Source organism: Neorhizobium fuzhouense (assembly GCF_042611105.1).
GTDB lineage: Bacteria > Pseudomonadota > Alphaproteobacteria > Rhizobiales > Rhizobiaceae > Neorhizobium > Neorhizobium galegae_A.
In genome coordinates this window covers 276,493-301,304 of record NZ_JBHFFP010000006.1, presented here as the reverse complement: position 1 = coordinate 301,304, position 24,812 = coordinate 276,493, and the positions used below count along the sequence as shown (strand labels likewise).

At 62.3% G+C, this 24,812-nt stretch carries 25 protein-coding genes and 1 tRNA gene; 19 read left to right on the top strand and 7 right to left on the bottom strand.

Annotation, left to right across the window (positions count from 1 at the left end; all coding sequences use genetic code 11):
- Window positions 1-710: 710 nt before the first annotated feature.
- Window positions 711-800: transfer RNA gene (locus tag ACEXP3_RS13665), tRNA-Ser, on the bottom strand.
- A 374-nt stretch (window positions 801-1,174) separates the two neighbouring features.
- Between ACEXP3_RS13665 and ACEXP3_RS13660 the strand changes: the two genes are divergently transcribed.
- The 10 genes from ACEXP3_RS13660 to deoA all read left to right on the top strand — a co-directional run bounded on the left by ACEXP3_RS13660 (window position 1,175) and on the right by deoA (window position 10,514).
- Window positions 1,175-1,489, top strand: a complete 315-nt coding sequence (locus tag ACEXP3_RS13660; protein ID WP_377297763.1) for a hypothetical protein — start codon at window positions 1,175-1,177, stop codon at window positions 1,487-1,489.
- A 46-nt stretch (window positions 1,490-1,535) separates the two neighbouring features.
- Entirely contained in the window at window positions 1,536-2,189 is a 654-nt protein-coding gene (gene msrA / locus ACEXP3_RS13655; protein WP_210103884.1) for a peptide-methionine (S)-S-oxide reductase MsrA, read from the top strand.
- 239 nt (window positions 2,190-2,428) lie between these two features.
- A complete protein-coding gene (locus ACEXP3_RS13650) occupies window positions 2,429-3,421 on the top strand; it encodes a BMP family lipoprotein (protein WP_377297761.1) in 993 nt (330 codons plus the stop codon).
- An 82-nt stretch (window positions 3,422-3,503) separates the two neighbouring features.
- On the top strand, window positions 3,504-5,015 hold the full coding sequence (locus ACEXP3_RS13645; protein ID WP_377297759.1) for an ABC transporter ATP-binding protein: 1,512 nt from the start codon (window positions 3,504-3,506) through the stop codon (window positions 5,013-5,015).
- Between the two features lie 13 nt (window positions 5,016-5,028).
- Window positions 5,029-6,132, top strand: coding sequence for an ABC transporter permease (locus ACEXP3_RS13640; protein WP_377297757.1), 1,104 nt, complete (start codon window positions 5,029-5,031; stop codon window positions 6,130-6,132).
- Window positions 6,133-6,142: 10 nt separating this feature from the next.
- Window positions 6,143-7,114, top strand: coding sequence for an ABC transporter permease (locus ACEXP3_RS13635; protein ID WP_377297755.1), 972 nt, complete (start codon window positions 6,143-6,145; stop codon window positions 7,112-7,114).
- Between the two features lie 4 nt (window positions 7,115-7,118).
- Window positions 7,119-7,511: a cytidine deaminase gene (locus tag ACEXP3_RS13630; protein WP_210103879.1), complete on the top strand. Its 393-nt coding sequence runs from the start codon at window positions 7,119-7,121 to the stop codon at window positions 7,509-7,511.
- Window positions 7,508-8,311, top strand: coding sequence for a purine-nucleoside phosphorylase (locus ACEXP3_RS13625; protein WP_377297754.1), 804 nt, complete (start codon window positions 7,508-7,510; stop codon window positions 8,309-8,311). Before ACEXP3_RS13630 ends, ACEXP3_RS13625 begins: the two co-directional genes overlap by 4 nt.
- Before the next feature lie 117 nt (window positions 8,312-8,428).
- Window positions 8,429-9,199: a deoxyribose-phosphate aldolase gene (gene deoC / locus ACEXP3_RS13620; RefSeq protein ID WP_210103877.1), complete on the top strand. Its 771-nt coding sequence runs from the start codon at window positions 8,429-8,431 to the stop codon at window positions 9,197-9,199.
- A gap of 4 nt (window positions 9,200-9,203) precedes the next feature.
- A complete protein-coding gene (deoA, locus tag ACEXP3_RS13615; protein ID WP_210103876.1) occupies window positions 9,204-10,514 on the top strand; it encodes a thymidine phosphorylase in 1,311 nt (436 codons plus the stop codon).
- A 69-nt stretch (window positions 10,515-10,583) separates the two neighbouring features.
- Here deoA and upp read toward each other — a convergent pair whose 3' ends face one another.
- The 6 genes from upp to ACEXP3_RS13585 form a co-directional block, all read right to left on the bottom strand.
- Window positions 10,584-11,213, bottom strand: coding sequence for a uracil phosphoribosyltransferase (gene upp / locus ACEXP3_RS13610; protein ID WP_210103875.1), 630 nt, complete (start codon window positions 11,211-11,213; stop codon window positions 10,584-10,586).
- Window positions 11,214-11,286: 73 nt separating this feature from the next.
- Window positions 11,287-12,288 (bottom strand): adenosine deaminase, encoded by a 1,002-nt coding sequence (locus tag ACEXP3_RS13605; protein WP_377297752.1) that lies wholly within the window; start codon window positions 12,286-12,288, stop codon window positions 11,287-11,289.
- Window positions 12,285-13,505, bottom strand: a complete 1,221-nt coding sequence (locus ACEXP3_RS13600; RefSeq protein ID WP_377297750.1) for a phosphopentomutase — start codon at window positions 13,503-13,505, stop codon at window positions 12,285-12,287. The genes ACEXP3_RS13605 and ACEXP3_RS13600 overlap by 4 nt, the downstream gene beginning before the upstream one ends.
- A 97-nt stretch (window positions 13,506-13,602) precedes the next feature.
- Window positions 13,603-14,181: a TadE/TadG family type IV pilus assembly protein gene (locus tag ACEXP3_RS13595; RefSeq protein ID WP_377297748.1), complete on the bottom strand. Its 579-nt coding sequence runs from the start codon at window positions 14,179-14,181 to the stop codon at window positions 13,603-13,605.
- Complete coding sequence (locus tag ACEXP3_RS13590; RefSeq protein WP_377297782.1) at window positions 14,181-14,765, bottom strand: TadE/TadG family type IV pilus assembly protein; 585 nt, start codon at window positions 14,763-14,765, stop codon at window positions 14,181-14,183. Before ACEXP3_RS13590 ends, ACEXP3_RS13595 begins: the two co-directional genes overlap by 1 nt.
- Before the next feature lie 252 nt (window positions 14,766-15,017).
- Entirely contained in the window at window positions 15,018-15,419 is a 402-nt protein-coding gene (locus tag ACEXP3_RS13585; protein ID WP_377297747.1) for a pilus assembly protein N-terminal domain-containing protein, read from the bottom strand.
- Between the two features lie 411 nt (window positions 15,420-15,830).
- On the opposite strand from ACEXP3_RS13585, the gene ACEXP3_RS13580 reads away from it, so the two are divergent.
- From ACEXP3_RS13580 to ACEXP3_RS13540, 9 genes are all read left to right on the top strand, one after another.
- Window positions 15,831-16,013 carry a Flp family type IVb pilin gene (locus ACEXP3_RS13580; protein ID WP_210103870.1) on the top strand — a complete coding sequence of 61 codons (183 nt, stop codon included), beginning with the start codon at window positions 15,831-15,833 and terminating at the stop codon, window positions 16,011-16,013.
- Between the two features lie 100 nt (window positions 16,014-16,113).
- Window positions 16,114-16,623, top strand: a complete 510-nt coding sequence (locus tag ACEXP3_RS13575) for an A24 family peptidase (protein ID WP_377297746.1) — start codon at window positions 16,114-16,116, stop codon at window positions 16,621-16,623.
- Between the two features lie 152 nt (window positions 16,624-16,775).
- Entirely contained in the window at window positions 16,776-17,588 is an 813-nt protein-coding gene (gene cpaB, locus ACEXP3_RS13570) for a Flp pilus assembly protein CpaB (RefSeq protein ID WP_377297745.1), read from the top strand.
- Between the two features lie 20 nt (window positions 17,589-17,608).
- Entirely contained in the window at window positions 17,609-19,171 is a 1,563-nt protein-coding gene (locus ACEXP3_RS13565; RefSeq protein WP_377297743.1) for a type II and III secretion system protein family protein, read from the top strand.
- Between the two features lie 13 nt (window positions 19,172-19,184).
- Complete coding sequence (locus ACEXP3_RS13560) at window positions 19,185-19,835, top strand: CpaD family pilus assembly protein (RefSeq protein ID WP_377297741.1); 651 nt, start codon at window positions 19,185-19,187, stop codon at window positions 19,833-19,835.
- A 24-nt stretch (window positions 19,836-19,859) separates the two neighbouring features.
- Window positions 19,860-21,149 (top strand): CpaE/TadZ family protein, encoded by a 1,290-nt coding sequence (locus ACEXP3_RS13555; RefSeq protein ID WP_377297740.1) that lies wholly within the window; start codon window positions 19,860-19,862, stop codon window positions 21,147-21,149.
- 40 nt (window positions 21,150-21,189) lie between these two features.
- A complete protein-coding gene (locus ACEXP3_RS13550; protein WP_377297739.1) occupies window positions 21,190-22,671 on the top strand; it encodes a TadA family conjugal transfer-associated ATPase in 1,482 nt (493 codons plus the stop codon).
- Between the two features lie 112 nt (window positions 22,672-22,783).
- Window positions 22,784-23,797, top strand: a complete 1,014-nt coding sequence (locus ACEXP3_RS13545) for a type II secretion system F family protein (RefSeq protein ID WP_377297738.1) — start codon at window positions 22,784-22,786, stop codon at window positions 23,795-23,797.
- Between the two features lie 14 nt (window positions 23,798-23,811).
- Window positions 23,812-24,792 carry a type II secretion system F family protein gene (locus tag ACEXP3_RS13540; protein ID WP_377297737.1) on the top strand — a complete coding sequence of 327 codons (981 nt, stop codon included), beginning with the start codon at window positions 23,812-23,814 and terminating at the stop codon, window positions 24,790-24,792.
- Window positions 24,793-24,812: the final 20 nt, after the last annotated feature.

The following is a 24,812-nucleotide window of genomic DNA, read 5'->3' as shown; positions in this document are numbered from 1 at the left end:
ACATCATCGCACTCTTCTCTGTCACTGAATGCCGAAACTTCTTCAAAGCCGCAGGATATGAGGCTGAATAAATGCGACATGCTTTTAGTTCAGCCGCATCCTGCGCCTGTGTCTACTCGCGCCAGACATCGTTGAAGCGATGCTCGACGGCAGCCAGCCCACGGCGATGCAACTGGACCGCTTGCTGAAGCCGTTTCTGGTGGAGTGGGAGGGGCAGAGGCAGGATCTTTGGAACCGAACGAACGGCGGCAACACTCAGTCGAATGGCGTTGACCTGCGGGCAGAGCGCAGCATCTCGCTACAACATCAACTGATCCGAGTGCTTACTTACATTTCGTTGGTGCATTGGCCAGCTCCACTGTAAGGATAGCGGGCTGTCTTTGCACTTCTCGCCAGAATACCGGCACAAATTCGAACGCATTGCTGACATGGGCAATCAGAATACTGTCTGTAAACATGTTGCATGTCAAAATCCTCTTTGTATTAAATGAGCATCAAGCTTCTGAATTGCAGAAAATCAGTATGGAGGCTGAAATATTTGAAAATCAACACCCATCGCCGCCATACCAGCATGCAGTAGTAAAAAGCTCTCGAGAATACGCAGCAGACCTGCGCGGCGCCCAGTGCAGTCAGTGCCAAACGGTACAGCATTGATATATTAAGGCTTTTCGAGCGACCATCTGCTCCCAGATGGCGTTTGCTGCTAGGGATGGCGGACAGAGAGGGATTCGAACCCTCGATACGCTTTCACGTATACACGCGTTCCAGGCGTGCGCCTTCAACCACTCGGCCACCTGTCCTTGATCCAAGGGCTGCTTTGCGAGATCGGGCGAAGCAGCGGTCGGGGCGGATATATACCGATGAATTTCCGGGTGGCAACCGGAATCTGAAAGATTTGTGACCTGTCCCCCGATGCTGTGTCCGCTGCCGGGAAAACGGCGTCTTTCTGATGCACAGGCCCTGGCTGAGGCAGGAGGGGTCACGCACAAGGCCTGAAGGGTGATCGATGCGGACGTCACGCCCGCTGCCGGTACCTTTGCCGTTGCAATCGAAAGCACCGTCCGTGCATTTCCGTCGCGAGCGTCCATCACTCGGCGGTGCGCGTTGCAAAGCCCGTTCGGCCGCCCTAGATTTCTCGACACAAGCGCCTTATCTGCCAAATACGGGATCGCCTATGGCTTTCATCTTCCGCTTTCTCAGTCTTCTGGCGCTGGTTTTGGCCATTGCTGCCGGCACGGTTGATGCCGTGCTGTCGGTCTCGTCCTCCTCCGTGGTGCTCACCAGCCTTGAGGCCGATTGGGTTGCGGTCGATCCGGGATCGCTTGCTCTGGTGGAAGCCTGGATCAATCACTATATTCACCCGCAAGCCTGGCAGAGCGGCCTTGCCGTCATCATCCAGCAGCCGGCCTTTGCGATTTTTCTCGCACTGTCCCTGCTGTTGTGGATGATCGGTTATCGGCGGGCGACGCTTGGAGCCTCGTCCGCATGAGGCGGACAGGGTGCTCTTCAACCGGCCGGGCTTTAAGGAGGCATGGATGTTTCTGATCGACATGTTCAACAAGAAGACGGTCATGCCGGCGCCGGATGCGGCGCTGCCGGGGCGCGCTGAGCCGCTTGCGACCGCAGAACACCATTTCGTCAACGCACGCCCGCTGAAGGGGCCGTATCCCGATCACCTGCATGTGGCCTATTTCGGCATGGGGTGCTTCTGGGGTGCCGAGCGGCTGTTCTGGAAGATCCCCGGCGTCTGGGTGACCGCCGTCGGATACCAGGGTGGCTTGACGCCCAACCCCACCTACCACGAAACGACGACGGGCCTCACCGGTCATGCGGAAATGGTAAAGGTGGTCTATGATCCGGCCGTGGTCAGCTTCGAGGCCTTGTTGAAGACCTTCTTCGAGGAACACGACCCGACCCAGGGCATGCGCCAGGGCAATGATATCGGCACCACCTACCGCTCGGCGCTCTATACGACGACGCCCGAACAGCTTGCGGCAGCAAAGGCGGCGCGCGATGCCTTCCAGGCGGCGTTGACCGCAGCCGGGCACAAGGCGGCGATCACCACCGAAATTGCGCCCGCGGCGGAGTTCTTCTACGCCGAGGATTACCATCAGCAGTATCTGGCCAAGAACCCCGGCGGCTATTGCGGCCTGCGCGGGACGGGCGTCAGTTGCCCCATCGAACGCTGAACTTGATCATTTGGACAGCACGACGCCGCGGATCTGAGCAGATCCGCGGCGTTCTTGTATAAGTCTTCGGCAGTTTTTTCGTTTTTGACCAAACGAAAAATTTCTGATGAATTTCGCTGCAAGCCATGCAAGGATAAGCGCTAGCCAGACATAACCAAACGATACTGGCAACCGCAGACATGCCCCTTCGGGGGCCGTGCGGGGGGACCCATTATGACTATCAAAAACAGGGCTGCACGATGAAGAAAACCCTTTTGACTCTGATCGCCATGGCGGCGCTTTCGACCACGGCGCTCGGCGCCGATATCAAGCCGGCCCTGGTCTATGGCACCGGCGGCAAGTTCGACAAATCCTTCAACGAAGCGGCTTTCCACGGCGCAGAGCAGTACAAGAAGGAAACCGGCACCGACTTCCGCGATTTCGAGCCGACCAGCGATACGCAGGGCGAACAGGCCATCCGCAACTTCGCCTCGAAGGGTTTCAACCCGGTCGTGGCCGTCTCCTTTGCCTGGACGTCGGCGATGGAAAAGGTTGCCGCGGAATTCCCCGATACGAAGTTCGTCATCGTTGACTCCGTCGTCAAGCTGCCGAATGTCCGCTCGGTCGTCTTCAAGGAAGAAGAAGGCTCCTATCTCGTCGGCGTCATGGCCGGCATGGCGTCGAAGTCCGGCAAGGTCGGCTTCATCGGCGGCATGGACATTCCGCTCATCCGCAAATTTGCCTGCGGCTATGCCCAGGGCGCCAAGGCTGCCAATGCCAAGATCACCGTTCTCCAGAACATGACCGGCACCACCGGCGCTGCCTGGAACGATCCGGTCCGCGGCGGTGAACTCACCAAGAACCAGATCGACCAGGGTGCTGACGTCGTATACGCGGCAGCCGGCGCCACCGGCCTTGGCGTGCTGCAGACCGCCGCCGACAACAAGAAGCTGTCGATCGGCGTCGACAGCAACCAGAACCACCTGCATCCCGGCTCGGTGCTGACCTCGATGGTCAAGCGCGTCGATCTGGCCGTTTACAACGCCTACAAGGACACCGCTGCCGGCAAGTTCACGGGCGGCATCCAGGTCAACGGCGTCAAGGAAGACGGCGTTGCCTATGCGCTCGACGACAACAACGCCAAGCTGGTGACGCCGGAAATGAAGGCCGCCGTCGAAAAGGCCAAGGCTGACATCGTCTCGGGTGCCGTGAAGGTTCACGATTACATGTCGGACAACACCTGCCCGATGTAATGAAACGACGAGAGGGCGTATGGCGGTATCCGTCATACGCCCTCTTCATGTCCGGCGTCCGGAAAAGGAAAGGCAAAGGCGTGTGAGCCAGCATCCTGCCATCGAACTGGTCGGTATCGACAAGAGTTTCGGTACCGTTCATGCCAACAAGAACATCAATCTGAAGGTGGAAAAGGGAACGATCCACGGCATCATCGGGGAAAACGGTGCCGGAAAATCGACGCTCATGTCCATTCTCTACGGCTTTTACCAGGCCGATCGCGGCGAGATCCGCATCGACGGCAAGCCGCTGACCATTCGTGACAGCCAGGCCGCGATTGCAGCCGGTATCGGCATGGTGCATCAGCATTTCATGCTGGTGGAAAATTTCACCGTGCTGGAAAACATCATGCTCGGTGCCGAAGGCGGGCAGTTGCTCGCCAAGGGCGTTGCCGGTGCGCGCAAGGAATTGAAGCGCCTGGAAACCGATTACGGGCTGGATGTCGATCCGGATGCGGTGATCGAAGACCTGCCGGTGGGCAAGCAGCAGCGGGTGGAAATCCTGAAAGCGCTTTATCGCAGCGCCGATATCCTGATCCTCGACGAACCGACGGGCGTTTTGACGCCAGCGGAAGCCGACCACCTGTTCAAGGTGCTGAAAGTGCTGCGCGATCAGGGCAAGACGGTGATCCTCATCACCCACAAGCTGCGCGAGATCATGGCGATCACCGATGATGTGTCCGTCATGCGCCGCGGCGAGATGGTGGCAACCCGCAAGACCGCCGAGACGACGGTCGAGGAACTGGCCGAGCTGATGGTCGGCCGCCGGGTTCTCCTGCGCGTCGAAAAGGGCGAGCCACGGCCCGGTAAGGTGCTGATGTCGGTGAAGAACCTCACCGTCAAGGACAGCCGTGGCGTCACCATGGTCGATGACGTCTCCTTCGAGGTGCGCGAGGGCGAGATTGTCGGTATTGCCGGCGTGGCCGGAAACGGCCAATCCGAGCTTCTCGAGGCGATTGCCGGCATCCGCAAGCCCGCCTCCGGAGAAATCCTGCTCGATGGGCAACCGATTGCCGGGGCCGATCCCGCGCGGCTTCGCGCGCTCGGCCTTGCGCATATTCCGGAAGACCGCCACCACATGGGCCTGGTGCTGAAGTTCGAGGAATATGAAAACGCCGTTCTCGGCTATCACCGCGATCCGCGCTATGGCAAAGGCGGCTTGCTGGATCTGAAGGCGATCCGCGCGGAAGCGGCCGAAAAGATCGAGAAATACGATATCCGCCCGCCGAACCCGCGGCTGAAGACCGCCAATTTCTCCGGTGGCAACCAGCAGAAGATCGTGGTTGCCCGCGAGATCGAGCGCGATCCGAAGGCGCTCATCATCGGCCAGCCGACGCGCGGCGTCGATATCGGCGCCATTGAATTCATTCACCGCCGGATCGTGGAAATGCGCGATGCCGGCAAGGCGATCCTGCTCGTCTCCGTCGAACTCGACGAGATCCGTTCGCTGTCGGACCGTATCCTCGTGATGTTTGCCGGCAAGGTGGTCGGTGAAAAGACCGCGGAGGCGGGCGAACAGACGCTCGGCCTGATGATGGCAGGCATCGCCGCATGAGGACGAACCGTTCATGAGTACCGCATCCGTACCCTTGCCCAACTGGATCACCTACGGCCTGATGCCGCTGTTGAACCTGCTTGTGGCCTTTCTGATTTCCGGCCTCGTCGTCTGGTGGATCGGTGAAAATCCCGTCGAGGCGCTGAAACTTCTGATCGAAGGCGCGCTCGGGCGCGGCGATGCGATCGGCTTCACGCTGTTTTATACGACCAGCTTCATCTTCACCGGGCTCTCGGTCGCCGTCGCCTTCCATGCCGGCCTGTTCAATATCGGCGCGGAAGGCCAGGCCTATATCGGCGGGCTCGGTGCGGCCCTCGTTGCCCTGACGCTCGATCGCTACGTGCCCTGGTATGTGACGATGCCGTTTGCCGTCATCGGCGCGGCCATCTTCGGCGCGGCCTGGGCCTTCATCCCGGCCTGGCTGCAGGCAAAACGTGGCAGCCATGTCGTCATCACCACCATCATGTTCAATTTCATCGGCGCAGCGCTGATGGTCTATCTGCTGGTCAACGTCTTCATCGTGCCGGGCAAGATGGCGCCGGAAACGCGCACCTTCCTGCCCGGCGGGCAATTGCCGAAGCTCGATTGGCTGATGGCCTGGTTCGGGCTGAAGCTCGGTCCCGCTCCGTTCAACGTGTCCTTCCTCATCGCGCTGGTCATGTGTTTCCTCGTCTGGCTGCTGATCTGGCGTTCCAAGCTGGGATATGAGATGCGCACGCTCGGCATCAGCCCGTCTGCGGCGGTCTATGCGGGCATTCCCTATGCGCGCACGGTCATCATCGCCATGCTGATTTCGGGCGGCCTTGCCGGCATGATGGCGCTGAACCCGGTGATGGGGGCCTCGGCACGCCTGCAGGTGGAATTCGTCGGCGGCGCCGGCTTTGTCGGCATTGCCGTGTCGCTGATGGGACGAAGCCACCCGGTCGGCATCATTATGGCGGCGCTTCTGTTCGGCATCCTTTACCAGGGCGGCGCCGATCTTTCCTTCGAAATGCCCAATATCACCCGCGAGATGATCGTCGTCATCCAGGGCCTGGTGATCCTGTTTGCCGGTGCGCTGGAATACATGTTCCGCCCGACCATGGTTCACCTCTACCAACGCTTCAAGCGGGCTTAAGGAGGACGGCATGGACTATTTCGATATCCTCGTCAGCATTCTGGGCTCGACCATCCGCCTGTCGATCCCGCTGCTGTTTACCGCCCTTGCCGGCCTGTTTTCCGAACGTGCCGGCATTTTCGACATCGGGCTCGAAGGCAAGATGCTGGCCGCCGCCTTTGCGTCTGCCTGCCTGGCCTATGTCACCGGCAATCCCTGGCTCGGGCTTTTGGGCGGCATTGCCGTCTCCATCGTCTTCTCGCTGATCCACGGCTTTGCCTCGATCACCAATCGCGGCAACCAGATCGTGTCGGGCGTGGCGCTGAATTTCGTCGCCGCGGGCCTCACCATCGTGCTCGGTCAGGCCTGGTTCAGCCAGGGTGGCCGCACGCCGCAGCTTGCCGGCGATGCCCGCTTTTCGCCGATCACGCTGCCGGGTGTCGATCTGATGCGCGACGTGCCCTATCTCGGGCCGTTGTATGTCAACGTGATCTCCGGCAACAACATCCTCACCTATCTCGCCTTTGCCGCCGTGCCGCTGTCCTGGTGGGTGCTGTTTCGCACGCGCTTCGGTCTTCGCCTGCGCGCCGTCGGTGAAAATCCCGGTGCCGTCGATACGGCCGGCATTTCCGTCACTTGGCTGCGCTACCGCGCCGTGATCGTGGCGGGCTTCCTCTGCGGCTTTTCCGGTGCCTATCTGTCGATTGCCCAGTCGGCCGCCTTCATCAAGGACATGTCGGCCGGCAAGGGCTATATCGCGCTCGCAGCGCTCATCTTCGCCAAGTGGAAGCCGGTGCCGGTGATGTTTGCCTGCTTGCTCTTCGGTTTCCTCGATGCCTTTGCCAATTTCATGCAAGGCAAGGCGGTGCCTGGCATCGGCGAAGTGCCGGTGCAGATTTTTCAGGCGCTGCCCTATGTGCTGACCTGCATCCTGCTGGCTGGCTTTATCGGCATTGCCCATCCGCCAAAGGCCGGTGGCGTGCCCTATACGAAGGAGCGGTAGACCCATGTCGCACGACCTGTTCGAAGCAGCCCGCGCTGCCATGGCACGCGCCTATGCGCCCTATTCGAAGTTTCCGGTGGGCGCGGCCATCCGCGCCGACGACGGAAAGATCTATCTCGGCGCCAACATCGAGAACCTCTCCTTTCCGCAAGGCTGGTGCGCCGAGCCGACGGCCATCGGCGCGATGGTCATGGGCGGAGCGACGAAGATCGTCGAAATGGCGGTGATTGCCGAAAAGCTCGCCTGCTGCCCGCCCTGCGGCGGCTGCCGCCAGAAGATCGCCGAGTTTGCCGGCCCGGACACCCGCATCTATCTTTGCGACGAGGTGGGCGTTCAAAAGACCATGACGATGGAGGAGCTTCTGCCCTTCTCGTTCAAGACGGATGTGCTCGGATGAAGTCGGTCATCGATCATCTGGTCGATCGCCTCGATGGGCTGATGCCGCGCCATGCCATCGTTCTCGGCTCCGGCCTCGGCTCGCTGGTGACCGAGGTGGCCGATCCTATCCGCATTTCCTATGGCGAGTTGCCGGGCTTTCCGGCAAGCGGCGTCACCGGCCATGCCGGCGAACTGGTGGCGGGCCGGCTTGGCCGCCATCCGGTCATCATGCTGTCGGGGCGCGCCCATTACTACGAGCATGGCGATGCCTCCGCCATGCGCTTTCCCATTGAGGTGCTGCAGGGCATCGGCGTGCAGTCGCTGATCCTCACCAATTCTGCCGGATCGCTGCGCGACGACATGCCGCCGGGTTCGGTCATGCAGATCAGCGACCACATCAATTATTCCGGCATGAACCCGCTGATCGGCGAAAGCGGCGACCGGCGTTTTGTCGGCATGACCAGCGCCTATGATGCGGCTCTGTCGCTGGCCATCCGCAACGCCGCCATCCGCACCGCAACGCCGCTCTACGAGGGCGTCTACATGTGGTTTTCCGGCCCAAGCTTCGAAACGCCGGCGGAAGTGCGCATGGCGCGCATCCTGGGCGCCGATGCGGTCGGCATGTCCACCGTGCCGGAGGTCATCCTGGCCCGCTATGCGGGGCTGAAGGTTGCCGCCTGTTCCGTCATCACCAATTACGGTGCCGGCATGACGGGCTCGGAACTCAGCCATTCCGAAACCAAGGAGATGGCGCCAAAGGGCGGTCTTCGGCTTGCCGCCATTCTGCGCGACCTGTTTGCCCAGGAAATGCTCGGTTGAACTCCCAATGAAATGAGAAGCTTGAGCGGCGGCACGGTGTGATCCTGCTCTCACGACTTGCGTCTAATCGATTGAAGGATAACTATGCCCATTCCGACACAGCCGGGAGACACTGCCATGGAACTGCTGAGCCCGCGCGAAATCGCGACCTTCGCCCTGTCCCTGCTCGACCTGACCAACCTGCGTGACGATTGCGATTCCGCCGCCATCCAGCATCTGTGCGCGCGTGCGCAGACGCCGAACGGTCATGCGGCCGCCATCTGCATCTGGCCGCGCTTCGTGGGCGAGGCGCGCGCCATCCTCGGCGCCGGCCATCCGGTGCGCATCGCAACCGTCGTCAATTTCCCCTCCGGTGACCTGCCGGTGGCAGAGGTCGTGGTCGAAACCGAACAGGCGATGGCCGACGGTGCCGACGAAATCGATCTCGTCATTCCCTACAAGGCCTATCTCGCCGGCGATGACGCCGCCGTGACCGAGATGGTCAAGGCCGTGCGCGCCGCCTGCCCGAAAGCCTGCCTGAAGGTCATTCTGGAAACGGGCGAGATCCGCGACAGCGGCAAGATCCGTCAGGCCTCCGAGCTTGCCATTGCAGCCGGGGCCGATTTCATCAAGACGTCCACCGGCAAGGTTGCCGTCAATGCGACGCTCGAGGCCGCAGACATCATGCTGCAGGCGATCCGCGACAGCCGCAAGAAGGTCGGCTTCAAGCCCGCCGGCGGGATTTCCACCGTCTCGGATGCAGACCTTTACCTGCGGCTGGCTGAAACCATCATGGGCGCCAACTGGCTGATGCCCTCCACCTTCCGCTTCGGCGCATCGAGTCTTCTGGACGACATTTTGGGCGTCATCGCCGGCGCTCCCTCGCAGCGCACGGCTGCCGGATACTGATCGCGTGATCCCGCAGGAAATCATCCGGCGCAAGCGTGACGGAGAGGTGCTGAGCGAGGGCGAAATCCGCGCCTTCATCGAAGCGCTCACGGTGGAAACCATTTCCGAGGGGCAGGTCGCTGCCTTTGCCATGGCGACCTTCTTTCGTGGCATGACGCGGCATGAAACCGTGGCACTGACTCTTGCCATGCGCGACAGCGGCGATGTGCTCTCGTGGCGCGGCGTCGGAAAGCCGATTGCCGACAAGCATTCGACCGGCGGCGTCGGCGACAATGTCTCGCTGATGCTCGCCCCGATCGTGGCTGCCTGTGGCCTTGCCGTGCCGATGATTTCGGGCCGCGGCCTTGGCCATACGGGCGGCACGCTCGACAAGCTGGAGGCCATTCCCGGCTACACGGTCATGGCGGATGAAGCTTTGTTTCGCCGTGTCATCGATACGGTCGGATGCGCCATCGTTGGCCAGACCGGCGATCTCGCCCCGGCCGACAAGCGGCTTTATGCCGTGCGCGACGTGACCGCGACGGTCGATTCCCTGCCGCTGATTACCGCCTCCATCCTCTCGAAGAAGCTTGCGGCCGGCCTTGAGACGCTGGTGCTCGATGTGAAATTCGGCAATGGCGCCTTCATGCAGAAGGTGGAGGATGCCCGCGCGCTTGCTCAAGCCATGGTCGAGGTGGCAAACGGTGCCGGCGTCAGAACCTCTGCACTGTTGACCGATATGAGCGAGCCCCTGGCGGATGCCGCCGGCAATGCCCTTGAGATCGTCAATTGCCTGGATTTCCTCAAGGGGAAAAAATCCGGCACGCGGCTTGAAGAGGTGACGCTTGCCTTTGCCGTCGAGATGCTGGTGCGGGCAGGGGTCGCTGCTGACCGCGATGAAGCCCGTCTCGCCGCCCGCGAGGCGCTTTCCAGTGGCCGCGCGCTCGATATGTTTGGCCGCATGGTGCATGCGCTTGGCGGCCCGGCCGATTTCGTCGAGCGATCCGAGGCCTATCTTGCCAAGGCCCCGGTGATCGTTGCGGTTCCGGCCGAACGCTCCGGCTATCTGGAAAGCTGCGATACGCGCGGGCTTGGCCTTGCCGTGGTCGATCTTGGCGGCGGGCGAAAGACGCCGTCGGACGTGCTCGATCACCGCGTCGGCTTTTCAAACCTCTTGCCGCTCGGGTCAGCGGTTGCGAAGGGCGAGCCGATCGCGTTTGTTCATGCCGCAGACGCGGCTTCGGCGGCCCGCGCCCAGGATGCGGTGCGCCTGCTCTACACGATTGGCGATGCGCCCCCAGATTTGCGCCCCGTGGTGCTGGAAACGGTCGGATGAGGTAGGCGACACATGAAAAAGCCCGAGGTGGTGGCCCCGGGCTTTGGCATTCGACAGCAGTCGAAAATCTTACTTGGTGCCGTACATGCGGTCGCCGGCATCGCCGAGGCCGGGCATGATATAGCCCTTCTCGTTCAAGTGGCTGTCGATGGAGGCGGTGAAGATCGGTACATCCGGATGGGCCGCCTGAAAGTTCTTGATGCCTTCGGGCGCCGCCAGCAGGCAGAGGAAGCGCAGGTTCTTTGCGCCGCGTTCCTTCAGCTTTTCAATGGCGGCAATCGAGGAATTGCCTGTCGCCAGCATCGGGTCGACCACGATGACGAGGCGTTCCGACAGGGCGTCCGGGGCCTTGAAGTAATATTCGACCGCCTGCAGCGTTTCATGGTCGCGGTAGACGCCGACATGGGCGACACGGGCGGCCGGCACCAGTTCCAGCATGCCTTCGAGAAGTCCGTTTCCGGCGCGCAGGATCGAGGCGAAGACCAGCTTCTTGCCCTCAAGGATCGGCGACTGCATTTCCGTCAGCGGCGTCTCGATGGTTTCCATCGTCAGCTCGAGATCGCGCGTCACCTCATAGCAGAGGAGCGTCGAGATTTCGCGCAGCAGGCGGCGAAAACTCGAGGTCGAGGTTTCCTTGCGACGCATGATGGTGAGCTTGTGCTGCACCAGCGGATGATTGATGACTGTAACGCCGTCCATGAGAACCTGCCTTCGCTCTTCTTCTTGATCGTTTCATTCTTTCTTCCACGGAAACCGGAAAGACCGCAAGCGTTCAAGCCTTGTTTGGCGCATCATCCCCAGCGGCATCGAAACGCATAAGAAGTTTCGCCCGTGTTTCCTCATCCACGAAGGCACATTCCAGCGCCGTGCGCGTCATTTTGTTGATCTCGGGCTCGCTGAACCCCATTACGCCGCTGGCGATCTCATATTCGCGTTTCAGCGAAGTTCGGAAGAATGGCGGGTCGTCGGAATTGATGCACACGCGAACGCCCGCATCAAACAGCCTGCGTAGCGGATGGTTTTCGAAATCGGGGTAGACGGAGAGCGCAACATTCGAGCCGGGGCAGACCTCCAGCACGACGCCGGTCTCGGCGAGCCGCACAATCAGCGCCTCGTCCTCGATGGCGCGCACGCCATGGCCGATGCGCGCCGGCTTGACGAGATCAAGCGCATCGGCGACGGAAAAGGCGCCGCAGACTTCGCCGGCATGGATGGTAAGGCCAAGACCTGCATCGCGGGCAATGTCGAAAGCGCGGGCATAATCGGCCACGCGCCCCATGCGCTCCTCGCCGGCCATATTGAAGCCGGTCACCAGCGGATTCCTGCTGCGGGCCGCATAGTCTGCGGCGGCAATCACCCGGTCGGGGCCGAAATGGCGCTCGCCGGTCACGATGATGCGGGCCTCGATGCCGGTCTTTTCCTTTGCCGCCCAGATGCCGTCGGTAATGCCGGCAAGATAGGCGTCGGCGCCAAGGCCGATGCGGTCGCCATGGTCGGGCGAGACGATGATCTCGCTGTAGATCGTGTCGATGCCGGCAAGTTCGGTGAGATAGCTTTCCGTCAGCAGCGCATAGTCTTTCTGCGTGCGAAACAGCGCCGCCACCTTGTCATAGGCCTGGATGAAGGCGGCAAAGTCCGTCCAGGCATAGCTGTCGCCATCCATGAAACCCTGCGGATCGACGCCGTATTTTTCCGCCTGGCGGAGCGCAAGAGCCGGCGGGGCTGCCCCTTCGATGTGGCAGTGGATTTCAGCTTTCAGCAGATGATTTGTCACAGGAAACTCCGTCCATGGGCGCCGGGGGCGATGCCGAGATGGGCGGCCACCGTCTCGCCGATATCGGCAAAGGTATTGCGGATGCCGATCGCGCCGGCGTGCATGCCGGGGCCATAGGTCAGGATCGGCACGCGTTCGCGGGTGTGGTCGGTGCCGCGCCAGGTCGGGTCGCAGCCGTGGTCGGCGGTCAGCAGCATCAGGTCGCCCGGCTTCATGCGCCGGTGCACGTCGACCAGCCGCCGGTCAAAGGCTTCGAGCGCCGCCGCATAGCCCGCCACATCGCGGCGGTGGCCGTAGAGCATGTCGAAATCGACAAAATTGGTGAAGACGAGATCGCCGTCCGCCGCCTCTTCGATGGCGGCAAGCGTCGCATCCATCAGCGCCATGTTGCCATTGCCTTTCAGAATGCGCGACACGCCCTGATGGGCAAAGATGTCGCCGATCTTGCCCACCGCATGCACCGTGCGGCCCGCCTCCACCAGCCGGTCGAGCAGCGTCGGCTCCGGCGGCAGAACGGAAAAGTCCCGCCGGTTGCCGGTGCGCTCGAAAGTGTCGACCGTTTCCCCGACAAAGGGTCGGGCAATGACGCGGCCGATGTTCAAGGGGTCGATCAGCCGGCGTACGATCTGACAGAGCGCGATCAGCCGCTCCAGCCCGAAATGGGTCTCGTGGGCGGCAATCTGGAAGACGGAATCGGTCGAGGTGTAGAAAATCGGCCTTCCGGTGCGGATATGCTCTTCGCCGTGGGCGGCGATGATATCCGTGCCCGAGGCATGGCAGTTGCCCAGAATGCCGGGAAGGTCGGCCGCCTGGCAGATCGCCTCCACCAGTTCCGGCGAAAAGGCGTCGCCGTCTGCTGGAAAATATCCCCAGTCGAACATCACCGGGGTTCCGGCGATTTCCCAGTGGCCGGAAGGCGTGTCCTTGCCGCGCGAGACTTCGCTTGCCGCACCGTGCAGGCCAAACACCCGCTCGGGAACGGCCATGCCCGCCGGCCAATCGCCGCTTGCAAGCTGTGCCACGTGGACGAGACCGAGTGCCGACATGTTGGGAAGCCTCAACGGCCCCTTGCGCAGGCCGGCGCGATCGGCAGCGCCCGCTGCGCAGAATTCGGCGATATGGCCGAGCGTATTGGCACCGAGGTCGTTATAGTGTTCTGCATCGGGGGCGCCACCGATGCCGAAGGAATCGAGGACGAAAAGAAAGGCGCGGGCCATCGTTCACCTGATCTGAGGAGCGTCCGGCACGAGGATCAGCCGAGCCGTGCCAAAGCCTTCTCATACAGAGGACCGCCCCGCTTGGCAAAGCCTGCGCTCAGCAATCAGAGCATGTAATACTGTCGCCCACCCGCTGGCGGTCATAAAAGGTCCGGCTGATGGTAATGCTGCGGGTATCCGTCGACAGAAGCCCGGGCAGGAACAGCAACAGCGTATGCGGCACGGAAAGCTCGGCGCGCACCAGAAAGCTGTTTGCCGTCTTCATGTCGTCCGGCACGTCGTTGATCACGGTGCCTGCCGCATAGGGCAGGCCACCATCCTGTTGCCATGACCAGAGAACTTTCGGCGTCTTCGTTTGATCGATGGTGATGCCGGTGATCTTCAGGCTCACCGCGCTTGCATCATACGGCACGAAGATCGCCTGCGTCACATCCAGCATTGTGGAAAGAAAGGTCGTGTTGACGGAGGTCTGCTGCGTCACGAGATCGGCAACGGTTGCTGCCGAGCGGGTGACGCGCTTGGCCGTGGATAGCCCCATCGTCAGCTCGAAGCAGCAGATGTAGAGCGAGATCAGGATCGGCGCCAGAATGGCAAATTCCACGCTGCCGACGCCGCGCCGGCAATTGATCAGCCGGTTGAGCGCAAGGAGGACGCCGCGACGCTGCCTGCCTTCCATCACGGGTAATCCTCGTTCTGGAAAGCAGACGTTGCGATGATGAGAAAATCGCGCGGCAGCGAACCGTCGCTGGGGCGGATGGTGGTGATATAGGGGCGCACCAGATCGGTGATCACCTGCCAGCGATAATAGGCGCGCACCATGTTGATCGATTTTGCCCCGCCCGGAGCATAGGCAAAGGAGGTCGTGTCGAGATCGGCATAGGTGTCCGCCGATGCGCGCGGGATGGTTTTGGGAATATCGGCAAAGGAGGAAAAGCTGCGCACGTCGAGATAAAGCTGGCTGGGCGTTGCGATTTCTGCCGCCGAGCATTGGATGAGAATGGACACCTCGTCGCAGAAGCGCGTGCGAAAGGCCGTCACATCCTGGTCCGTCGTGCGGTTGAGGCCATAGGTGATGCGTCCGGTGCGCAGATCGCGCGAGACATTTTCCACCGCATTGGACACCAGTTGTTCCGCGGCAAAAGCGACGAACGTCTCGATGATGGCAAATACGATCAGGAAATAGGGAATGGCGAGAATGGCAAATTCGATGGCCGCCGCCCCATCCTCGGCACGCCAGAAGCTCCGGCTGCCAGGGTTCATCTGATCCGGGCCGGGCAAGCGCGGGAGATGGTCGTCAGTCTGCCCCATTCTGTGCTCCCGGTGCAATGTCGTCCTTCAAGGGGGGCGTCCAAGTGTGGCGCTCCCTGGGTGCGGATAGGGCACGTGCTGGCGGCTTTCCCTTATCCTTTGCCCAAAGGCTAGGCATATTGTCTTGAGATTCCGTTTCCCGACGCTGCGATTTGCTGTAATCCGATACAGTCTCAGATCTATCGTGCCGGCGTTCGGAAGGGATCAGTTGCTGGCCGTCTTCGCGTTCTTCTCGCAGGCCGGCGTGCAGGAGAGCACGCTGCGCTCCGTTTGGCGGTAGACCCGCACCGTATTGCCCTCGTCGATCGACACCAAAACGCGCTCATCGGCAATCGCTTCGCCGGCGCTGTCCAAGAGCACGAGATTGGTGGTGCCGAAGGAACGGCCGGTCAGCACGATCGTCGTCGGGTCTGCAACCGTCGCATCGGCCACCTCGGCATTGCCGATGATCACCTTGGCCACCGGCCGGTCGAGTTTGAGCACCCGCGCCTGGTTCATGTAGACCCGCAGCAGACCGTCAGCGGTTTGCGCCTTTGCGGCCGGGACCATGCCCAGTGTGCCGAGCAGCGGCAGGCAGACCAGGAAGAAGCGGGGCATCAGCGACATGAAAGGGCAGCCTTCGGGGTTCAGCGATTCTCGATAAAAGCATGGCCGTTAATGGTGAATGAAGCATGAAGTTGCAGGTGTCGGTTGCCCTCGTCATTCTGGGACAGGCAGTTCGTGCGCATTTTTCGTTTACCAGTCGACCCGCAAGGCCGGGGCGATGGCGGGAGCCGTTGTCCGGCAAGGCCTATCAGAAAGGGCTGATGGGCGTGGCCGGCGCCGCGAGACCCCGCAATATCGCGCTCCGCGATCCTTGGCTCTCACCCGCCTCTTTCGGGCTTAGGCTTTTCTTAACCAGAAATCTTAAGCGCATCGAAATGCACTGCCCGTAACGTGTTGCCACCACCGTACAGCGGGCATTTGGCGTCGGTGTTGTCGGTCATGCTGCCCCAAGACCCTGAGTAGGAGAGAATGATGTCCAAGATTTTCGCACGTTTCCTGAAGGATGAATCGGGCGCGACGGCGATCGAATACGGCCTGATCGCCGCCCTGATTTCGGTTGCCCTGATCGCAGGCGCCAGCACGCTCGGCAACAACCTCAGCAACACGTTCAACGGTATCTCCACCAAGATGTCCACCGCCAACGCCGCCCACTGAAGCCCGCCTTTACGGGAGGATGGAAGCCGCCGCGTGGCGGCTTTTTGTGTTTTTCCGCCCGCCGCTTGTCTGCACGGGCGCGTCACAACGGGAGAGGTCGATGATCGCAAGCCTTGCCCTCGGGATCCTGCCGCTCGGGCTTGCCCTTGCGGCGGCCAGCGATCTTCTGACCATGAAGATCCCGAACGCGATCCCGCTCACGCTTTTCCTGGCGTTCTTTCCCGTGGCCGGTCTTGCCGGGCTCGGTGGCGTTGCCATCGGCTGGTCGTGCCTTGCCGCGCTTGCGGTGTTCTGTGCCTGCTTTGCGCTCTTTGCAGTCAATGCCATGGGCGGCGGCGATGCCAAGCTGTTGACGGCGGTCGCCCTCTGGTACGGGTTTAACATATCGCTTTTCGAATACCTTGTCACAGTTGCCTTTGTCGGCGGCGCGCTGACGCTTGTCATTCTGCTCATCCGGTCCAAGGCCGATCGTCTCCTGTCGCTCGGCCTTCGCCTGCCTGCCTCGCTGGTGACGGCGCGCAAGATCCCGTATGGCATCGCCATTGCCATCGGCGGCATCCTGACCTTCGGCAGCACGCCGCTCGCGGGCTTGATCAGGACTGCCTTGTAAGGACGAAACGCGCCCCTTCCTGAAGAAAGGGTTAACAAAGCGGATCAGTGGTTAGCGTCCGTTAACCATTTCCCTAAGGGCAGCATTAACTATATTTCCACCAATGACGGCCATCCTGAAGGGGTTAATCCTGCCCCTTCCAAGGTCATGTCATGAAATCCGCCCGTCTCGTCATCCTTCTTGTCGCCGTCGTCGCGGCCGGCCTTGCCGGCGTGCTCGCCATGCGGCTTGCCGGGGGACGCGCCGTCGTGGAGCAGGCGACAAATGTGATCCGCCGCGAGCCGACGGTGAATGTCCTGGTGTCGGCGGAAAGCCTTGCGGTCGGCAGCAGGCTGAAGGAAAATTCGATCCGCTGGATAGCCTGGCCGCAGGCAGGCGTCACGGATGGCTTCATCACCGATACGCAGCGTCCCAAGGCGATCCAGGAGCTTGCCGGGCTTGTGGTGCGCCTGCCGATGTTTGCCGGCGAACCGGTGCGCGCCGAAAAGCTGGCGGATGGCTCCAATCGCATCATGTCGTCGCTCTTGCCGTCGGGCAAGCGCGCCGTCGCCACGGAAATCTCCGTTGCCACCGGCGCCGGTGGTTTCGTGCTGCCGAACGACCGTGTCGATGTCATCATGGTGCGCCGCAGTGACGAGGGCCGCTATCTCACCGAAGCCGTACTCAACAATATTCGTGTGCTCGCCATCGACCAGCATGTCGAGGAAAAGGGCGATGGCACGCGCTCGGTGATCGGAACGACGGCCACCCTGGAACTCACGCCGGACCAGGCCCGCGTCATCACCGTTGCCCAACAGATCGCAGAGCGGTTGACCTTGGCCCTGCGCTCGGTCGCAGACGCCGAGGAGCCGGATACGAAAGTGGCCGATTACCTTCTGTCCGGCAGCGAGGGTAAGGCAGAGGTGCAGGTGATCAAGTCCGGCACCATCGTCAAGGCCACGCCAACGGCGACGGTGCAGCGATGAGACAGGCCAGGAGCATCGCCATGACCCCGACGACCAGACGCATCCGCTCTCTTGCCATGATCCTGCTCACGGCCGGCCTTGTCGCCGGCGATCTGCCGCTTGCTATCTTCTCGAAGGCCGGTCCGGCATCGGCTGTTGCGGCCGAACAGAGCGTCGTGCGCATCACGGAGGCGGGAAGGGGGGTGCGCAAGCGCCTCAATCTCGGCCTCAACAAGGCGCTGGTGGTGGATCTGCCGAGCGACGCCCATGATATTCTCGTCGCCGACCCGACCATGGCGGACGCCGTCACCCGCACCGCGCGGCGCATCTATCTGTTCGGCAAGTCGGTCGGTCAGACCAATATCTTCATCTTCGGCCCGGGCGGCGAGGAAATCGTCAGCCTCGATCTGGAGATCGAGCGCGATATTGCAGGCCTGCAGCAGAACCTGCGCCGCTTCCTGCCCGAATCCGATATCAAGGTCGAAATCATTTCCGATAACATCGTGCTCACCGGCACGGTGCGCACGCCACAGGATGCCGCCCAGGCGGAAAAGCTCGCCCGCGCCTTCCTGCAGGGCGGCGAGGCGACGACGCGCAACCAGACGGCCAGCAGTTCGGCCGAAAATGGCGATGTGGCGATCTTTGCCGAGGACCGGCAGGTCTCGCAGATCGTCAACCTGCTCACCATCGAGGGCGAGGACCAGGTGACGCTGAAGGTCACCGTGGCCGAAGTCAGCCGCCAGGTGCTGAAACAGCTCGGCTTCAACGGCCAGGTTTCCACGAGCGGGCGCGCCAGCGGCGGCATTTCCTTCGCCAATCCGGCCAATCTCGGCAATGCCATCGATGCCGGGGGCATCGGCGGCGTGGTGGGATCGATCGGCACCACCAGCATTGCCAGCTATGTCAATGCCATGGAGCAGGCAGGCGTCATGCGCACGCTGGCGGAACCCAGCCTTACGGCGATTTCCGGCGAGCAGGCGAAATTTTATGTCGGTGGCCAGTATCGCCTTGCCGGCCAGCAGGAAGTGGATGTCGACAGTTCCAACAAGACGACCGTCAGCCGCACCGTCGAGACCGTCGATTACGGCGTCGAGCTGAATTTCCGCCCGGTCGTGCTGTCGGCGGGGCGCATCAGCCTGAAGATCGAGACCAATGTGTCGGAGCCGACCTATGAGGGATCGATTGCCACCGGCAACGGCACGTCGAACGCCATTCCCGGCTCCACCTACCTGTCGCTGCGCAAGCGCGAGGCCTCCACCAGCGTCGAACTTCCCTCCGGCGGTTCGATCGTGATTGCCGGTCTCGTGCAGGACAATGTGCGCCAGGCAATGTCCGGGCTGCCCGGCATTTCCAAGGTGCCGGTCTTCGGCACGCTGTTCCGCAGCAAGGATTTCATCCGCAACGAAACCGAACTGGTCATCATCGCCACGCCCTATCTGGTGCGGCCGGTGGCGCGCAACCAGATCGCCCGGCCCGACGACAATTTCAACCCGGAGGCGGATGGCGCGATGTTCTTCCTCAACCGGGTCAACAAGCTTTACGGGCGCAAGGATGAGGCCGTTGCCGGCCGCTATCACGGCGCCGTCGGTTTCATCTACAAGTGAGAGGGCAGGGACAATGACGAGGATTGTGTGTAGCGCCGCCCTTCTTGCAGCCTTGGCCCTTACGGCCGGCTGCGCCAACAGGGAGATGACCACCGGCTCCATTCCGATGGATTACCGCGAGCGCCATCCGATCGTTCTCACAGAAGCGCAGACGGCGCTCGACATTCCCATCGGGCCGAACAATGCGCGCCTCACCATCGGCATGAAGGATACGATCCGGGGCTTTGCGCAAAGCTTTGCCGCCTCCTCCGCCGGGCAGATCGCGATCCAGATGCCGCACGGTTCGCCGAATGCTGCTGCTGCGGCAAGGCTGTCGCAGGATATCCGCGCAACGCTTGCCGCCGCCGGCATTCGAAGCCAGCGGATCGTGATCACCGGCTATGCGGCGCAAGCTGAGGGCGATGCGGCGCCGATCCGGCTGTCCTACATTGCCACCCGTGCGGTGACGGCCCCTTGCGGGCAATGGCCGGAGGATCTGTCCAACGATACCGCCGGCAATCGCAACTGGTATAATTTCGGCTGCGCCAGCCAGAACAATCTCGCCGCCCAGGTCGCCAATCCGTCGGATCTCGTCGCGCCGCGCGGGCAAACGCCCATCGATGCGGCGCGCCGGTCCACGGTCATCGGGCTTTACCGGGCCGGTTCCGATACATCTTCAGACTAATGCGGCAGTGCAGGACGGCATGACATGAGCGCCATCGATTACGATTTCCGCACAGCCGATCAGACCGAAGGCGAGGCGGAGCCGGTGCGTCCGGGCGACGTGGATGCGCTCAGGCCGCTGCCGCGCATTTCGGTGCATGCCTTCTGCGAGAGCGAAACGCTTCTGAAGGTGGTGGAACGGCTCGGTCAGGACCGGCGCATGGCCAAGGTCAACCTGCGCGTCACCAGCGGCGGCACCTCGGCTGCCGCCAACATGTTTGCCGCAGCCCCGACGCCCAATCTGATCATCCTGGAAACGGACGCGACCCCCGACAGACTGCTGGGGGAACTGGCGCCGCTTGCCGCCGTCTGTGATCCGAGCACCCGCGTCATCCTCGTCGGCCGCCACAACGATATCACGCTTTACCGCGAGCTGATCCGCAACGGCATTTCCGAATATCTGGTCGCGCCGGTGCGGATGGCAGACCTGCTTGTCTCGATGGCGGCCATCTTCATCGATCCCGATGCCGAACCGCTCGGCCGCTCCATCGCCTTTATCGGGGCCAAGGGCGGTGTCGGCTCCTCCACCATCGCGCACAACTGCGCCTTCGGAATGTCGACGCTGTTTTCGACCGAGACGATTCTCGCCGATCTCGATCTCGCCTATGGCACCGCCAATATCGATTTCGACCAGGATCCGGCCCAGGGCATTGCCGAGGCAGTCTATGCGCCGGAGCGGCTGGACGAGGTGTTTCTCGATCGACTGCTGACGAAATGTTCGCAGCACCTGTCGCTGCTGGCCGCACCCTCCCTGCTCGATCGCGCCTATGATTTCGAGGCGCGCGCCTTCCAGCCGGTCATCGACGTGCTCCAGCGTAGCGCCCCGATTGCCGTGCTGGATGTCCCGCATGCCTGGTCGGATTGGACCCGCAGCGTGCTGTCGGACGTGGATGAGGTGGTCATCACCGCGGTGCCGGATCTGCCCAACCTGCGCAACGCCAAAAACCTCATCGACGCCTTGAAGAAACTGCGGCCCAACGACCGGGCGCCGCATCTGGTGCTGAACCAGGTGGGCATGCCGAGACGGCCGGAAATTCCGCCGGCCGATTTCTTCGAGCCGCTGGAAATCGAGCCGACGGCCATCATTCCCTTCGATGCGAACCTGTTTGGCAATGCCTCCAACAGCGGCCGGATGATCTGCGAGATCGACGCGCGCTGCCCGACGGCGGAAACCTTTGCGCAGCTGGCGCATGTGCTGACCGGCCGCGTCACCGTCAAGAAACAGAAGAAGAGCGGGCTTGGCAGGATGCTGGGCCTTCTGTCGCGCCAGGGATAACCGCTGATGGCAAAGCCCGCCTGAAGGACACCGATCACAGATGTTTGGAAAACGCACGAACGAGGGATCGCAAGGGGCAGCAGCAGTGCCTGCCCCTGCCGTGCCGGTGCCTGCCCAGCCCGCGCGCCAGAGCCCCGACATTCTGGTCGAGACGGGGCCGGGCGCCGGCCTGCCGCGCCCGCAGCCTGCGTTGACGGCGCCTGCATCCGCTTCCGCGCCGCGCCGCCGCCCGGCCCGCACGCAGACCTATTACGACACCAAGGGGCAGATCTTTTCCGCGCTGATCGATACGATCGACCTGTCGCAGCTGGCGCGGCTCGATGGCGAGAGCGCGCGCGAGGAAATCCGCGATATCGTCAACGATATCATCACGATCAAGAATTTCGTCATGTCGATTTCCGAGCAGGAGGAGCTGCTTGAGGATATCTGCAACGACGTGCTTGGCTACGGCCCGCTGGAACCGCTTTTGGCGCGCGACGACATTGCCGACATCATGGTGAACGGCGCCGGCCAGACCTTTATCGAAGTGGGCGGCAAGACGATCGAATCGGAAATCCGTTTTCGCGACAATGCCCAGCTTCTCTCCATCTGCCAGCGCATCGTCAGCCAGGTCGGGCGGCGCGTCGATGAATCGAGCCCGATCTGCGATGCCCGCCTGCCGGATGGATCGCGCGTCAATGTCATTGCCCCGCCGCTGGCGCTCGATGGCCCGGCGCTGACCATCCGCAAGTTCAAGAAGGACAAGCTGACGCTCGAGCAGCTGGTCAAATTCGGCGCGATCAGCCCGGAAGGAGCAACCCTCCTGCAGATCATCGGGCGCGTGCGCTGCAATGTCGTCATTTCCGGCGGCACAGGATCCGGCAAGACGACGCTTCTCAACTGTCTCACCCGCTACATCGATCTCGATGAGCGCGTCATCACCTGCGAGGATACGGCCGAACTGCAATTGCAGCAGCCGCATGTGGTGCGGCTCGAAACCCGTCCGCCCAATATCGAGGGCGAAGGCGAGATCACCATGCGCGATCTCGTCAAGAACTGCCTGCGCATGCGGCCCGAGCGCATCATCGTCGGCGAAGTGCGCGGACCAGAGGTCTTTGACCTCCTGCAGGCGATGAACACCGGCCATGACGGCTCCATGGGCACGATCCATGCCAATACGCCGCGCGAATGCCTGAGCCGCATGGAATCGATGATTGCCATGGGCGGCTTTTCGCTGCCGGCGAAAACGGTGCGCGAAATCATGTCCGGCTCCGTCGACGTCATCATCCAGGCAGCCCGGCTGCGCGACGGTTCGCGCCGCATCACCCAGGTCACCGAGGTGATCGGCATGGAAGGCGACGTGATCATCACCCAGGACCTGATGCGCTACGAGATCGAGGGCGAGGATGCGGCGGGCCGGCTCATCGGCCGCCATGTATCGACCGGCATCGTCAAGCCGCACTTCTGGGAGCGGGCGCGCTATTACAACGAGGAACGGCGGCTGGCGGCCGCGCTCGACCAGATGGAAAAGCTGAGCAGCTAGCGCATTGCCGGTGATCCCGTAATTACCGGCAATGTTCTAGCCCTTTATTTAAACGCATTTTCCGACGCCGAAGCGCGCACGCTTCGGCTGGAAATGCTTGGGGGAGTAGGCGATGTTCGGAGTGGATGGAACGGTCCTGGCGCTTGCGGCTCTGGTCGCCATTGCCGTCGTGGCATTCGCCACGGCGCTTCTCTTCCCGTATTTCGAAAAAAATCGCGCGATTGCCAGCCGTGTCACCCGACTTACCGCCAGTGAAGCCGATCGCGGCCAGGTGAAGGCGGCGCGTGATCGCGTGCAGGAACTGTCGAAGCGCCGCAAATCCGTCCAGGACCAGCTGAAGGAACTGGAACGGAAACAGCTGGAGCAATCGAAGAAGGTCGGGGACCGCACGACGAGGGCCAGGCTGTCGCGCGCCGGCCTGTCGCTGTCGCCTCGCCGGTTCCATCTCCTCTCTTTCGCGCTTGGCCTTTTCGTCGCCATGCTGTTCCTGCTCTGCGGCCTGCCGCTCTGGGCGGCCGCTGGCGCGGGTTTTGCCGCAGGCGTCGGCCTTCCGCGCTGGATCATCGGATCGCTGATCAGCCGGCGCCAGAACCGCTTTCTGGAAGAATTTCCCAATGCGCTCGATGTCATCACGCGCTCCATCCGCTCCGGCCTGCCGCTGCATGATGCCATGCGGCTGATCGCAAGCGATGGCCAGGAGCCGGTGAAGAGCGAATTTCGCCGCGTGGTGGAAAGCCAGCAGGTCGGCTTCAGCGTTGCGGAGGCCTGCGCGCGCATGGTGGTCACCATGCCGCTGCCGGAGGTGAACTTCTTCTCGATCGTCATCACCATTCAGGGCCAGGCGGGCGGCAACCTTTCGGAGGCGCTCGGCAACCTTTCCAAGGTGCTGCGCGAGCGGCGCAAGATGAAGGCCAAGGTGAAGGCGCTGTCGATGGAGGCGAAGGCGTCCGGCGCCATCATCGGCTCGCTTCCCTTTGTCGTTGCCCTGCTCGTCTATCTCACCTCGCCGCATTATCTGGAGGTGCTGTTTTCCGATCCGCGCGGCCACATGATCCTGATCTTTTCCGCCGTCTGGATGTCGCTCGGCATTGTCGTCATGCGCACCATGATCAAGTTCGACATCTGAGGGGGGCCAAGACCATGCCGACGCAGCTGATCAATGCCCTTGCCGATCCGGCCGTGCTGCTGGCCGTACTGGTCGCCATTGCCGTGGCGGCGACGCTCTATACGGTTGCCCTGCCGTTGTTTGAGGGCGATGATCTCAAGAAGCGCATGAAGGCTGTCTCCACCGAGCGCGAGCAGCTGCGCGCACGCGAACGGGCGCGCATGACGGCCGAGCATTCGAAGGCCACGCTTCGCGCCCAGAACAACAAGTCGATGCGCCAGATCGTCGAGCGCTTCAACCTGCGCAAGGCGCTGGTGGATGACAACACCGTCAACCGGCTGAAGGCGGCGGGGCTTCGCTCGCAAAACGCCCTCAACATCTTTCTCGTCTGCCGCTTCGTGCTGCCCTTCGTGTGCCTGGGGCTGGCCGTCATCTGGATTTTCGGTTTCGACAACCTTGCCGGGCGACCGATCGGCATCCGGCTGCTTGCGGCGGTGGTGGCGGCCTATGCCGGGTTCTATGCCCCCAATGTCTATGTGAGCAATCGGGTCGGCAAGCGGCAGGCCTCCATCACGCGGGCCTGGCCGGATGCGCTCGACCTCATGCTGATCTGCATCGAGGCCGGCATTTCGCTGGAGGCGGCCATGCGCCGGGTGGCCGATGAAATCGCGGTGCAATCGCCTGCGCTGGCGGAGGAAATGGTGCTGACGACGGCGGAGCTCTCCTTCCTGCCGGAGCGGCGCATGGCGCTGGAGAATCTCGCCGCCCGCACGCAGCTCGACATGGTGAAATCCGTCACCGCAGCCCTCATCCAGGCCGATCGCTACGGCACGCCGATTGCCCAGGCGCTGCGGGTGCTTGCGCAGGAAAGCCGCGACGAGCGGATGAACGAGGCGGAAAAGAAGGCGGCCGCCCTGCCGCCGAAACTGACGGTGCCGATGATCCTGTTTTTCCTGCCGGTGCTGATCGCCGTCATTTTGGGGCCTGCCGCCATCCAGATCGCCGACCGCTTTTAAGGCCTCACCCGTCACCCGGC